Here is a 12,620-nt window from a genome sequence, read left to right on the forward strand (position 1 = left end):
ACCAATATTTTGATTGTTTTCTTAATCAAATTTGGTGTAACTTCTGGTTTATCTTATTGAATTTGCATAACAAAGCATTTAAGACGGATTCGCAACGCTTGGCGGTTTTAGTGTAAATTCAGTTTTTTGCGTTTTAAGTGGTTTGTCGAAGCATTGGTGTTTAGCATCGCTCACCACTTAATGCGGCGTTATGTGTTGGATGAGTTTTTAGGGTTAACTCTACGATTTCATTGAAAATTCGTTCCGTTTTTTCGGCAAGTTGGCTTGGTCGAAATGGATCCTTGGACAACCTGAGATTAATCGTTTTCAAGGTTCTTTGGTTGCCTCAATTGCGTTTTGGATCTGGTTTGTATTGAGTTTCGTCGGTTTCAAATCGCTTCAATTGAAATGCATTTTTGACTGATTTACTTGCTGACATTCAGCTCTGAGAATCTGGTGACGCAAAAGGTTTGGTTGTGGCTGAAAGGGCGCTTTCTTTGTTGTTGATTCTGCAAGTGACTTTCTTCGGCTAAGATCGCTGTGAAATTTAGGTTTTGGTAAGCATTGGTTTTTTACGTAACTTATTAAAATTCCTTCGTTTCTACGGTGGTTTATTTTGAATTCACGGTAAAATTCACATAACAAACAATTTAAGAGGGATTCCCAACGCTTGGCATTTTTGCTTCTACTTCAATTTTAGTGTTTACGGTACAATGCGTTAGGTTGGGTGGTAGCGTTGCTCACCCCTTAATTGGGCGTTATACAACTAAAGGGAACTTAGATGAAGATTTTTAATATTTTGCTATTGTCACTTGGCTTGTTACTTTCTGGAAATGCCGTGGCTGGAAAAATGATGTTTGGTGATGACGATATGTTACACAAACTTCAAGATGTTAGTTTTAAAGGTCCAAATGGAGAAGATCTATATCTGGCCTATAGGACCACGACAAAATTTTTTATTCTAGGCGTAAATATTACTGAGCAGGGTTATGTTCTGGCACTAAAAAATAGTGAAGAGAAATCCTATTACCCATTGAGTGATGTGCAAATCCAGGGTCTTCAGAGCGTTGGTGATTTGCCAAGGATACTTCCTAAATATGAACTAACCATATTTGACTATGCTTTTGGGTATTCATTGTGGATATTTATCTTATTATCTGTGCTTTATTCTTTAATTAAGCGCCAGTTTAGAAAGCGCAAAGATAGAACCGAGTCAGAGTCAAACGTTGTATAACAAGCGCTTCAAGACGGATTCGCAACGCGTGGCATTTTTACCATGCGTTGATTTTTGTGATTTAAGGTGGTGTGCGGAAGCATCGTATTGCGTTGCTCACCACTTAAGCGGGCGTTAAATTTATTGGAGTTCAACATTAGATGTATAATTTGTTTGTGACAGCTGAAGATGGAGCCTGGGAGCGGAATCATTATCAATACGATCGAAGTCGATTTCTTGAATACACAAACCAGAATCTATCTGAAGCACTTAAAAATCTTAATGAATCAAATATTGATTTACTAAAAAGCTATCCATGCCTCTTTGCATACGAAGGGACGAGAAGCGACGTTTACATTGGATACTTAACGTCGATCAAAGAGCGAAATAGAACAGTATTAATTGAATTTCAAATTTCTCAAGATATTGATCCTATACCATTCGCCCAAATTGAGCCAATTGCAGATCTTCTAGATATACGCGGTTGGGAAATGAATCGAACTCATTGGGCGGTAAAAGATGAGGATCTTTTCGCAAGATTAAAAAATCAAGGTATCCCTTTAAACAATGTTCAAGACATTTCTAAATCGGGTAAACCTACAGCGGAAAAGTCACAGTCTCCTACAATTACAAAGCTACAGGGTTTTATAAAAAAAGTGTTGTCTTATCAACATGAAAAAGATCGTGAGATTTTCTATCGCGGTCATTCGAGTAAAGATCAATACAAACTTGAGCCATCACTGTTCAGGAAAGACAAAGAGGGTAACTATCTATATCGTGATGTAGAACACATTATTTGCCGAGAGCTTTTGGTGTCAAACTCAGCTGATTTTTCGTCAGATATCTACACCTTAGATCGACTAGTTAGAATGCAGCATTATTCGTTACCGACAAGGTTGTTAGATATAACATCTAACCCTCTGATTGCACTATATTTCGCATGTAAAGGGTCCTCTGAAGAGTCTGGTGAAGTTATAATATTTTCCGTTAAAAGGGAGACCGTAAAGTATTTTGACTCTGATGTTGCTAGTTGTATATCTAATCTTTCAAGGCTACCCAAGTCTGAGAAGGATAAGATTGATTTCAATTTGGATATTGAAGACTTTAATGAGCAGAAATCGGTTAGAAGGCTCTTACACTTTATCAAAGAAGAAAAGCAATTTTTTGAGTCAATTATAGATCCAAAAGATATGAGAAAAGTCATTTGTGTAAAGGGGAAAAAGAGCAATGACAGAATAACCTCTCAATCAGGAGCTTTTTTATTGTTCGGTCACGAAGTGATATTTGATGAAAAAGGTACAGAAGAAATTGAAGTATTAAGGATTACAATAACTAACAAAACTGTACTATTGAAGGAGCTGGATCTACTAAATATTAATGAAAGTACAGTATTTCCATACATTGAAAACTCAGCCCGCTACGTCGCTGATAAATATAAATTTAACAAGGCGTTTAAGAGTGATTCGTAACGCGTGGTATTTTTGCTTTGCATTAAGTCCTGTGTTTAAGGTGCAATGCAGAGGCTTCGGTATTGCGTTACTCACACCTTAACGCGGCGTTATGCGTTACTCCAACTTGAGAAGGTAGTACAAGTGGAAAGTAGAGTTATAAAATCAGTTCGGTATCTTGCCTTGGGTATTCTTATCTATCCGTTTCTTTACATGATACTGAATTTTATTATCCCGATTCTAATAGCGACTTTGGGTGAAGGTAGTAGCCCGTTGATTGAAATTCTTGAGTATTTTACCTGGTTTATAATGCCATTTTTTTCGGTGCTCTATCTGTTAGCTTTCCATCATTTTTCTCCAATTTTAAGTAAGTGGCATCAACGGGTTGGGTATACTTTGGTTCTAATCGCGGTGCTAATCGAAATAGCAATGCCTTGGATGGGTTCGGGTCTGGTGTTTAAGACAGCATCTTTTCTTTGTCAGCTTTTCGAGATAGGTATTTTGGTTAGTTGTATGTTCGTTTTTAGCCGCAAGTTAGGGTTAAATCTGGAGCATGGAAGAAACGCATAACAAGGCATTTAAGACGGATTCCCAACGCTTGGCATTTTCGGTTTGATTCGGTTTAAGTGTTTACGGCACAATGGTTTAGGTTGGGTGGCAGGCGTTGCTCACCACTTAATGCGGCGTTAGCTGGGGTTAAGAAAAACGGTGAGTTTAGGGTGGAAAGGCTTTCGGTTTTCTAGCTACACACCGGACAAATCTCAGCTTCTCAACTATCTCGCCAGTGGCACTTTTCAGGAAGTGTTTGAACTTAACGAAGTCTGCTTACGGGAAATGTTGTGTTTGTTAAGTTCGTTGGCGCGGCTTCTTTGCTGTTGAAATTCATGAATGCCTAAATTCATTTCGTGTGCTCTGTCGTTGGCTTTTTCGATAGAATTCTTTGCAAATTACCATGCTCAGGAATGGTGATTTTCTCGGTCATTTCTTCTTTGCCAAGCGCATTTCGTGGATTAGGTTTTAATTTCACAGCTGTCCGTTTTACTTTGCCGTTTGAAAGCAATAATGTGTTTCAAATTAGGCATTTTGGCGTAATTTGCTAGCGAAAGTGCAGCAGCTAACTAGGCGTTTAAGACGGATTCCCAACGCTTGGGAGTTTCGATTCTAGGTTGAGTTTTGTGTTTAAGGCGCAATGGTTTAGGATTGTGGTCGCGTTGCTCACCACTTAACGCGGCGTTATGAGCTTCCAAGAATTAGAAGGAAAATATGGCAGTTTTAGAAATTCTGACTGCACCAGACCCAAGGCTTAAGGTCAAAGCGGAAAAGGTGCAAGATCTTTCGACGGTACAAACATTAATAGACGATATGTTGGAAACGTTATATGCGACTGACAATGGTATCGGTTTGGCGTCAACTCAAGTTGGTCATAAAGAGGCCGTTGTTATTATCGACCTTTCAGAAAATCGAGATGAACCGTTAATTTTGGTTAACCCTGAAGTCGTTAGTGGCTCAGATAAAGCATTGGGTCAAGAAGGTTGTTTATCAGTTCCTGATTACTATGCAGACGTAGAGCGTTTTGCTTCAGTTGTTGTGTCTGCTTTAGATCGCGAAGGTAAGCCAATTACCATTGAAAGTGACGAGTTTCTAGCTATCGTAATGCAGCACGAAATAGATCATTTGTCGGGTAACTTGTTTATTGATTACCTCTCACCACTTAAGCGTAAAATGGCTATGAAAAAGGTTAAAAAGTACGTTAAAGCGCACTCTTACCCCCGCTCATAACAATAAATTTAAGAGTGATTCACAACGCTTGGCGCCATCACTTCAAGCTAGTTTAGTGTTTATGGCACAATGCGTTACGTAAGGTGTTGGCGTTGTTCACACCTTAATTTGGCGTTATGCCACAAGGAGAAATTCATGATTGTAGTAGCAAGGTTTTCTTTTCCTCATGAAGCTCATATAGCGAGAGCTAACCTTGAAAGTGCTGGCATCGAAAGCTTCATTGCAGATGAGCATACGGTGAGTACACAATGGTTATATTCAAATGCTATTGGAGGCGTGCGCTTGATGGTTTTAGAAAAAGACTTTGAAGAAGCTACTGAAATCCTGACTAGTGATTTTTCTGAAAGTCTTGAAAAGCACTCCGAAACTGAGGGAGAGCAACAGGATATTTGTCCCCATTGTGGTAGTAGTGAGATAACTGCTCACACACAGGGCAAGCGTCCTGCATTTCTAGTTTTCATATTGTTAGGTTTCCCACTATTTTTCTACAAACAAGGCTATAAATGTAATCAATGTGGCGAGTTCAGTGAAAAGCTTTGAGTCGTGGCATAACAAACAATTTAAGAGGGATTCCCAACGCTTGGCATTTTGGGTTCTACTTCAAATTAAGTGTCTACGGCACAATGCTTTAGGTTTTGGTGGTAGCGTTGCTCACCCCTTAATTGGGCGTTAGCTGCTTTCATTGTTAACTGGTAAAGATATGAGTAAAAAGGTAGTGTCGTTTAATTTAGAAACAGATTTATCCATGTCACTGGAATGTTTATCTGATGCTTTAGATCGCATTAAAAATGGTGATGATGCCTACTTTAAATGGGCTGTGATATACAGTCATAATTCGATCCAAACAGCGATGTGTCTAGCTCTAATAACTTCAGGTAATTGCTTGGTTTTTAGCAAATTCGACGCTGAATCTGGTCATTTAACTAATATCGAGTGGTTGTATGAGCGTTTATTAGATGAACGATATGTTTCGTATGTTGATGGTCTAATTATTGATAGTGATCATTTTGAAAAGAAACATGTTTGCCGTTTACAGGCCATTAGGAATACATTCCTTCATCAACACCCAATTAGTTATACTTTCACATCGGAAGAACTAATTGAATTAATCGACTTTTCTATTAATGTCGTAGCGTTTTTAGTCAATGAAAGCGGGCGCATGGCTCTAGATTATGCACTAACATCAAAAATAATAGGTTTATTGACAAAATTGACCACGCAGCTAACAAAGCGTTAAAGAGGGACTTGGCACGCGTGGCATTTTCGGTTTGCAGTTTGTTTAGTGGTTAAGGTGTTATGCGGTAGCTTTTGTATTGCGTGCCTGCGCCCCTTAACGCGGCGTTATGTGTTTGATGAGTTTTTAAGGTCAAAGCTACGATTTCATTGAGAATTCGTTCTGTATTTTCGGCAGGCTGGCTTGGTCGAAATGGATTCTTGAACAACCTGAGAGTTATCGTTTTCAAGGTTCTTGGGTTGCCTCAATTTAGTTTTGGATCTGTTTTGTGTTGAATTTCGTCAGTTTCAAATCGCTTTAATTGAAATGTCTTTTTGACTGATTCACTTGCTGAAATTCAGCTCTGAAATTCTGGTGAAGCAAAAGGTTTTGTTGTGGCTGAAAGGGCGCTTTCTTTGTTGTTGATTCTGTAAGTGGCTCTCTTTTGCTAAGATCGTTGTGAAATTTAGGTTTTGGTAAGCATTGGTTTTTACGTAACTTATTCAAATTCCTTCATTTCTACGGTGGTTTACTTTGAATTCCCGGTAAAATTCACATAACAAGCAATTCAAGTGGATTCTCAACGCGTGGCAGTTTTACTATGCGTCAGGTAAAGTGCTTTACGGTGCAATGCAGCGGCTTGGCCAGTGCGTTGTTCACCACTTAATTGGGCGTTATGTGTCTCACCAAATTTTCATTTTCAATGTGCATTAGCATGCTTAATATGCGTTGATTTTTTCTATCAGGAGTTATTTATGGGAGCTGGAGGTCGTCGCGATCCAAGCGAATACACATCTATCATCTGTGAAGTTTTTTATGATGCGTCAAAGAGGAAAAACGGTGTTAGACCAATAGCAGGCCAACCTTTCCCTAGCGTTATGAAGGTAGAGTGCGCAAAAGCTATTCGGTCTCTTCCATTAGGTACCAAAGTTAAGCTATCAGTTGTTGAGACTGAAAAGGAAGGAAGTAGACCTTTTCTTTATAGTAGCTATAAGTGGGCTTACGACATCGTCAAGTAGTGCGCAATACACATAACAAACAATTTAAGTGGATTCTCAACGCGTGGCAGTTTTACTATGCGTCAGGTAAAGTGCTTTACGGTGCAATGCAGCGACTTGGTCAGTGCGTTGTTCACCACTTAATTGGGCGTTATGTGTTTGATGAGTTTTTGAGGTCAAAGCTACGATTTCATTGAAAATTCGTTCCGTGTTTTCGGCAAGTTAGCTTGGTCGAAATGGATTCTTGAAAGAGCTTTAATTGGTCACGTCCAAGTCTCTTGGGTTGCCTCAATTAAGTTTTGGATCTGGTTTGTGTTGAGTTTCGTTGGTTTCAAATCGCTTTAATTTAAATGTCCTTTTGACTGATTTGCTTGCTGATATTCAGCTCTGAAAATCTGGTGAAGCAAAAGGTTTGGTTGTTGCTGAAAGGGCGCTTTCTTTGTTGTTGATTCTGCAAGTGGCTCTCTTTGGCTAAGATCGCTGTGAAATTTAGGTTTTGGTAAGCATCGTTTTTGCACGTAACTTATTAAAATTTCTTCATTTCTACGGTGATTTACTTTGAATTCACGGTAAAATTCACATAACAAACAATTTAAGTGGATTCTCAACGCGTGGCAGTTTTACTATGCGTTGAGTAAAGTGTTTTACGGTGCAATGCAGCGGCTTGGTCAGTGCGTTGTTCACCACTTAATTGGGCGTTAGCTGGGGTTAAGAAAAGCTGTGAATTTAGGGTGGAAAGGCTTTGGGTTTCCTAGCTACACACCGGACAAATCTCAGCTTCTCAACTATCTCGCCAGTGGCACTTTTCGGGAAGTGTTTGAACTTAACGAAGTCTGCTTACGGGAAATGTTGTTTTTGTTAAGTTCATTGGCGTGGCTTCTTTGCTGTTGAAATTTATGAATGCCTAAATTCGTTTCGTGTGCTCTGTCGTTGGCTTTTCCGATAGAATTCTTTGCAAATTACCATGCTCAGGAATGGGGATTTCCTCAGCCATTTCTTCTTTGCCAAACGCATTTCGTGGATTAGGTTTTAATTTCACAGCTGTCCGTTTTACTTTGCCGTTTGAAAGCAATAATGTGTTTCAAATTAGGCAGTTTGGCGTAATTCGCTAGCGAAAGTGCAGCAGCTAACTAGGCGTTTAAGACGGATTCCCAACGCTTGGGAGTTTCGGCTCTAGGTTGAGTTTTGTGTTTAAGGTGCAATGGTTTAGGATTGTGGTCGCGTTGCTCACCACTTAACGCAGCGTTATGCAACCAGTGGGTATCGTTTTAAATTGTCAGGTTAAATTATGAAAAAAGAGGCTCTTAATTGGAGCCTCCTGTCTGTAGTTACAAGCCTTTTCTTGCTGCAGCAAAGTTGGCTCGTTTGAATACTCCAAAGAAGTCATTTGGTGACAAGTCGAAACTGACTTTAGATAAAGACGCACCAGTAGACTTAACTTCATCGTAGCTTAAGCTTGTGTAGTTGATTGTAACCATAACTTGCTTAGTAACGTGAATGTAGCTTGCTTCAAAACTGAAGATCCTTTCATCTGGTTGGATATGTCCAGCATTTCGAGCGTAGTCGGTAAGATCGTTAGTGTCAGCATCATCAAATGCAGAACCACCGGTCCAATCGTCGTATTGAGTTGAAGCTGTTCTATTAATCATTTTAACTCCTAATGATTGTCTGTTGTCACTAAATAAATTGGGTTGCATATAGGAAATTCAACCATTAACCATGAATTTATTGTTGTTATAGCCTTTGTATTGTAGTGATAAGGTTGCATAACAAAGCGTTTAAGACAGATTCGCAACGCTCGGCATTTTTTGTTTTAATCAGCTTTAGTGTTTACGGCACAATGGTTTAAGTAATGTGGTAGTGTTGCTCACTACTTAACGCGGCGTTAGCCGACAAGCACAAATTTTAGTTATGGAGAACAAAGTGAACGTAAGGAAAGCGATCAAGCAAGACTCCGGTAAGTTGTTAGAACTCATTGGATACAAAGCAGAGTTTGACCGAAGTATGAAAGGGTTCGACGGCGAAATCTCCACGACTAAACAGAAGATTGAACGAACCTTATTTGGTGATTATCCGTTTGCTCACGCTTTGTTATTGGAGGTCGATGGCGAAGCTCAGGGGTTCGCCTTATTTCACTATCGTTATTCCTCCTTTCGTGGTGAGCCGTCTATTTGGCTTGATGACCTTCTAGTTGTCGGTAAGAATCGCTCAAAGGGGTACGGTGCTGAACTTATGGATGCTTTGAAAATGGTTGCTGAAGAGTCGTTAACTTCTCACATTTCATGGACTGCTAGCCCTTATAACACCAGAGCACACGAGTTCTACAAAAAGTTAGGTGCAGAAGTCGAGCGTATGGATGATCAGCGTCCGTATTTTCGTTGGGCAATGTACGGCTAACAAAGCGTTTAAGACGGATTCCCAACGCTCGGCATTTTTGGTTTGCTTCAGGTTAAGTGTTTACGGCACAATACTTTAAGTGCAGTGGTCTGCGTTGCTCACCACTTAACGCGGCGTTAGGGCTCAAGATAAACATAGGAGGGTATGTGACAACAGATAGTATGATTACTTTGGTTGGCACAGTTGTAACAGTGATTTCGATGTTCATAACGATTTGGCAGGTAACTAAAGCTAAAAATTATCGAGAACAGATCAAGTTTGATATCAGAAAAATCAACTTAGCAAGCTGTGCTGAACGCCTTCGAAGGGCTCAAGATGATATTCGTCGTCTTCCTCTTAGCACTACAAGTATTCCGCGAGGAGTAAGAGTTTCGGAGCTAATATTGAGCATCAAAGCACACTTTGATTATTCGATCGGAGCCATTAATAGTCAGGGTCCAGACAATGACATCAGAGGTATTTTGACGAATGCTCAAAAAAAACTAAATGACTATGAAGTAGGATTTAACTCACAAACTATTAATCACGCAGATGTTCATGAACTACAGAGCCTCATTCAAGACTCTATTTCAACATCGAACTCTAGAATTTTTGAGCTGGAAGGTAAGGCATGACAATGACACTAGAAGAACTATCCGCAGTTGTTGAAAAACTACAATATCACGTATCAATTTTATCCGACTGTGTTGATTATGAAAGGTATCCTGTAGAGCGCTTGATCTTATCGATGAATTGGGATAATGCGCAATTGAACAGGGCTCATGACATATTTCAAAAGTATGATGAACTGCTTGCAAACGAAGAAGACGTAAATTGGATGGCATTCGAGCATGAGTTAAGGGATGAATTTAACATAGGTTATCAGACAGTTAAGCACATAGTGTTGGCGTTCTTTAATAACCATCAATGGGTTGAAGTTTGTCATGGGTACGCTATGAGCTTTGAGCCAACCACTCCTGTTGAGTTTCATCAAATCACACGTCGCTAATTTAGCCCTAACAATCTGTTTAAGAGTGATTCGCAACGCGTGGCATTTTTACTATGCGTTGCGTTTAGCGTTTAAGGTGGTATGCGGAGGCATCGGTATTGCGTTGCTCACACCTTAACAGGGCGTTATGTAAAGCGGGTAAAATTGGTATTATTCTGTTTTTGCGATCTCTTAAGCCATCGGTCCGTATCGTCGGCAAAATTCGTTTTTTCTGTCCCGATTCTTTGCCTAATTTAGCCGTAAAACATGCCAAGATTTGTGAGTTGCCTCATTTAGTTTCAGGGTTGATTCGTGGTTGGTTGTGCAGGCTCAAAGTGTGGAAAGGGCAAGGTTAACGATAGTCAGTCTTTGTTGATGGTTTTTTTCGTTAAATTTCCTTGGCTTAACGGCATTTTTAGTCGCTGATAATCAGTATCCACCGTTTGTGCGGCTTGGTTTGTAACATTGCTGACTTCGCAAATTCGTGAACACGGTTGGGTTCTTTTATTTTGGCTAATTCTTCGGTCGTACAGGCTTGGTTTTTCATGGTAACTTTGGCTTATGTGACTGAATTTACATAACAAAGCATTTAAGACGGATTCGCAACGCTTGGCGGTTTTAGTGTAAATTCAGTTTTTTCGTTTTAAGTGGTTTGTCGAGGCATAGGTGTTTAGCGTTGCTCACCACTTAATGCGGCGTTATGCAACTCAGGTAAATTTAGGGGTTCAATCTTTTGGGATTTCTCCGGCCATTCGTTTTGTGTTGTTGGCAAATGAGCATTTTTACCCTCAAATTCGTGGTTAACTCAAACCGTAAAATAGGCAAATTTCTTTGTTTGCCTCAATTGGTTTTAGCGTTGGCGCGTTGTCAGTTTTGCGGTTGCAAAGTGTGGAAAGGGCAAGTTAATCGATCATTTCGCATTTGCTGAAAGTCTTGCTCGGTGAGTTTTTCTCATTCAAAAGCTTGGTTTGTCGCTGAAAGGTGGACTTTGTTTTGGTGGCTTATTTATAACGGTTCAGGCTTTGGCTGATTCTTGGTTCACTTAACCAATATTTTGATTGTTTTCTTAATCAAATGTAGTGTAACTTCTGGTTTATCTTATTGAATTTGCATAACAAAGCATTTAAGACGGATTCGCAACGCTTGGCGGTTTTAGTGTAAATTCAGTTTTTGCATTTTAAGTGGTTTGTCGAGGCATAGGTGCTTAGCGTCGCTCACCACTTAATGCGGCGTTAGTTTGCAAAGGGCAGAAAAGCGTTTTGGTCTAAAAGCTGGGTTCTTCGTTCTAGCTATACACCTGTTCGTTTTCCAATCTCACGAACTTTCCGGTGGCACTATGTGTGCAGTGTTTGTGGTGGGTTAGTCGCTTACTAGCTCTAACTTTTTCGCTACGTTCTTTGGTGTGGTTTCTTTTTCGTTGCGGCTAAGTTGAACTTAACTGGTTTCGTCGCACTTGGCTGTTAATTTCAGCGAACGAATCCTTTGCCAGCTTTAGTCCTTCAAATTGTGGTTGTCTCGCGCATGTCGCTTCTTAGCCAAGCCCGTTTTGTTGGTTGGTTTTGAGTTCTGTCGTTTTCAATTTTACATCTTCGTTTAAAGCCAGTAGTTTGGTCGTCAATTCAGCACCTTGGCGCTAAACCTTTGGTTTGTCGCGGTAGCAAACTAACAAAACGCTTAAGACGGACTAACAAACGCTTGGCATTTTCAGTTCGGTTTGGCTGCGTGATTAAGGTGCTCAAATTGAGGTGGGTGGCAGGTTTGTTAGCCACTTAGCTTAGCGTTAGATGAATTAGTCAGTTATTAAAATCAGAGAGATTCAATGAAAAAAATTTTAGCCGTACTTTTTATTCTTCTTCCATTTAGCCTTCATGCGGAAGGCAGAAACGCATCACTATATTTAATGAACACGCCAGCATCGCTAATGGATATTGGGATTCTTAAAACTAATATGTACCTAGAGGGTTACCCTTGCCCTATTGATGAACAGGTGTATGGTGTTAAATATTGCTCGGTGTCATATAACTATGGTGAAGATAAAATTTTCATAGATTTTTCGTTTGATATTAGAGCCGATAAAAAATCTGTATTAGAAAGCATCAGAATTTTTAAGCGGCGGCTATCTATTGATCCGGATCTGGGTAAATTCACGAGTAACACGAAGAACTCGCCAATTAGCTACAATTTTACTCATGAAGGTTATCAATCTAAAAATCAACCTGCAGATCTTTTAGATAGCATCGATGAGATGATTGTAATACGTAGCAGAAATGCGAAGATTTATTGCGAAACTAAGATGCTTAGCAATAAAGTAATGTGTGATGGCTAAACTGAAAAGATTGCCTCAAAAAATCATCTAACAAACAATTTAAGAGTGATTCAGCACGCTTGGCATTTTTGGTTTGGGTTTGGTTCAGTGTTTACGGTGCTCAAATGAAGTGCCGTGGTCGCGTGCTTCACACCTTAATTGGGCGTTATGTGTTTGGTCAGTTTTTAGGGTCCAAGCTACGATTTCATTGAGAATTCGTTTCGTGTTTTCGGCAAGTTGGCTTGGTCGAAATGGATTCGTGAACAACCTGAGATTGATCGTTTTCAAGGTTCTTGGGTTGCCTCAATTAAGTTTTGGATC

At 39.8% G+C, this 12,620-nt stretch carries 13 protein-coding genes; 10 read left to right on the top strand and 3 right to left on the bottom strand.

Annotated features, from left to right (window positions below):
- Window positions 1–760: 760 nt before the first annotated feature.
- The 3 genes from EYW48_RS19600 (at window position 761) to EYW48_RS19615 (ending at window position 3,210) form a co-directional block, all read left to right on the top strand.
- Complete coding sequence (locus EYW48_RS19600; RefSeq protein WP_277432890.1) at window positions 761–1,213, top strand: hypothetical protein; 453 nt, start codon at window positions 761–763, stop codon at window positions 1,211–1,213.
- A gap of 140 nt (window positions 1,214–1,353) precedes the next feature.
- The gene (locus EYW48_RS19605; protein WP_277432891.1) at window positions 1,354–2,661 is read left to right on the top strand and encodes an FRG domain-containing protein; all 1,308 of its coding nucleotides are present in this window, start codon (window positions 1,354–1,356) and stop codon (window positions 2,659–2,661) included.
- Between the two features lie 123 nt (window positions 2,662–2,784).
- Window positions 2,785–3,210, top strand: coding sequence for a hypothetical protein (locus EYW48_RS19615; protein WP_274683915.1), 426 nt, complete (start codon window positions 2,785–2,787; stop codon window positions 3,208–3,210).
- Window positions 3,211–3,538: 328 nt separating this feature from the next.
- Here the strand turns inward: EYW48_RS19615 and EYW48_RS19620 are convergent, their stop codons facing one another.
- Complete coding sequence (locus EYW48_RS19620; RefSeq protein WP_255199795.1) at window positions 3,539–3,667, bottom strand: hypothetical protein; 129 nt, start codon at window positions 3,665–3,667, stop codon at window positions 3,539–3,541.
- A gap of 236 nt (window positions 3,668–3,903) precedes the next feature.
- Between EYW48_RS19620 and def the strand changes: the two genes are divergently transcribed.
- The 3 genes from def (at window position 3,904) to EYW48_RS19635 (ending at window position 5,656) form a co-directional block, all read left to right on the top strand.
- The gene (gene def / locus EYW48_RS19625; RefSeq protein WP_277432892.1) at window positions 3,904–4,419 is read left to right on the top strand and encodes a peptide deformylase; all 516 of its coding nucleotides are present in this window, start codon (window positions 3,904–3,906) and stop codon (window positions 4,417–4,419) included.
- Window positions 4,420–4,554: 135 nt separating this feature from the next.
- Window positions 4,555–4,959: a DUF2007 domain-containing protein gene (locus EYW48_RS19630; RefSeq protein ID WP_101958611.1), complete on the top strand. Its 405-nt coding sequence runs from the start codon at window positions 4,555–4,557 to the stop codon at window positions 4,957–4,959.
- 160 nt (window positions 4,960–5,119) lie between these two features.
- The gene (locus EYW48_RS19635) at window positions 5,120–5,656 is read left to right on the top strand and encodes a hypothetical protein (RefSeq protein ID WP_226971538.1); all 537 of its coding nucleotides are present in this window, start codon (window positions 5,120–5,122) and stop codon (window positions 5,654–5,656) included.
- Between the two features lie 1,878 nt (window positions 5,657–7,534).
- Here the strand turns inward: EYW48_RS19635 and EYW48_RS19645 are convergent.
- Both EYW48_RS19645 and EYW48_RS19650 read right to left on the bottom strand, forming a co-directional pair.
- A complete protein-coding gene (locus tag EYW48_RS19645; RefSeq protein ID WP_274672521.1) occupies window positions 7,535–7,669 on the bottom strand; it encodes a hypothetical protein in 135 nt (44 codons plus the stop codon).
- Window positions 7,670–7,958: 289 nt separating this feature from the next.
- Window positions 7,959–8,279, bottom strand: a complete 321-nt coding sequence (locus EYW48_RS19650) for a hypothetical protein (protein ID WP_130196672.1) — start codon at window positions 8,277–8,279, stop codon at window positions 7,959–7,961.
- A 262-nt stretch (window positions 8,280–8,541) separates the two neighbouring features.
- On the opposite strand from EYW48_RS19650, the gene EYW48_RS19655 reads away from it, so the two are divergent.
- The 4 genes from EYW48_RS19655 to EYW48_RS19675 all read left to right on the top strand — a co-directional run bounded on the left by EYW48_RS19655 (window position 8,542) and on the right by EYW48_RS19675 (window position 12,320).
- The gene (locus EYW48_RS19655) at window positions 8,542–9,027 is read left to right on the top strand and encodes a GNAT family N-acetyltransferase (RefSeq protein WP_277432894.1); all 486 of its coding nucleotides are present in this window, start codon (window positions 8,542–8,544) and stop codon (window positions 9,025–9,027) included.
- Window positions 9,028–9,173: 146 nt separating this feature from the next.
- Window positions 9,174–9,641: a hypothetical protein gene (locus EYW48_RS19660; RefSeq protein WP_089202926.1), complete on the top strand. Its 468-nt coding sequence runs from the start codon at window positions 9,174–9,176 to the stop codon at window positions 9,639–9,641.
- Window positions 9,638–10,015 carry a hypothetical protein gene (locus EYW48_RS19665; RefSeq protein ID WP_277432895.1) on the top strand — a complete coding sequence of 126 codons (378 nt, stop codon included), beginning with the start codon at window positions 9,638–9,640 and terminating at the stop codon, window positions 10,013–10,015. The genes EYW48_RS19660 and EYW48_RS19665 overlap by 4 nt, the downstream gene beginning before the upstream one ends.
- A gap of 1,798 nt (window positions 10,016–11,813) precedes the next feature.
- Window positions 11,814–12,320 carry a hypothetical protein gene (locus tag EYW48_RS19675; RefSeq protein ID WP_277432896.1) on the top strand — a complete coding sequence of 169 codons (507 nt, stop codon included), beginning with the start codon at window positions 11,814–11,816 and terminating at the stop codon, window positions 12,318–12,320.
- Window positions 12,321–12,620 lie beyond the last annotated feature (300 nt).

Source organism: Vibrio sp. 1180_3, from assembly GCF_029478545.1.
Taxonomy (GTDB): Bacteria; Pseudomonadota; Gammaproteobacteria; order Enterobacterales; family Vibrionaceae; genus Vibrio; species Vibrio aestuarianus.

Excerpts from the sequence above, each read along its gene's own strand:
- EYW48_RS19630 (WP_101958611.1), top strand. The coding sequence starts at position 4,555 with ATGATTGTAGTAGCAAGGTTTTCTTTTCCTCATGAAGCTCATATAGCG.
- EYW48_RS19665 (WP_277432895.1), top strand. The coding sequence starts at position 9,638 with ATGACAATGACACTAGAAGAACTATCCGCAGTTGTTGAAAAACTACAA.
- EYW48_RS19655 (WP_277432894.1), top strand. The coding sequence starts at position 8,542 with ATGGAGAACAAAGTGAACGTAAGGAAAGCGATCAAGCAAGACTCCGGT.
- EYW48_RS19600 (WP_277432890.1), top strand. The coding sequence starts at position 761 with ATGAAGATTTTTAATATTTTGCTATTGTCACTTGGCTTGTTACTTTCT.
- EYW48_RS19650 (WP_130196672.1), bottom strand. The coding sequence starts at position 8,279 with ATGATTAATAGAACAGCTTCAACTCAATACGACGATTGGACCGGTGGT.
- def (WP_277432892.1), top strand. The coding sequence starts at position 3,904 with ATGGCAGTTTTAGAAATTCTGACTGCACCAGACCCAAGGCTTAAGGTC.
- EYW48_RS19605 (WP_277432891.1), top strand. The coding sequence starts at position 1,354 with ATGTATAATTTGTTTGTGACAGCTGAAGATGGAGCCTGGGAGCGGAAT.
- EYW48_RS19675 (WP_277432896.1), top strand. The coding sequence starts at position 11,814 with ATGAAAAAAATTTTAGCCGTACTTTTTATTCTTCTTCCATTTAGCCTT.
- EYW48_RS19635 (WP_226971538.1), top strand. The coding sequence starts at position 5,120 with ATGAGTAAAAAGGTAGTGTCGTTTAATTTAGAAACAGATTTATCCATG.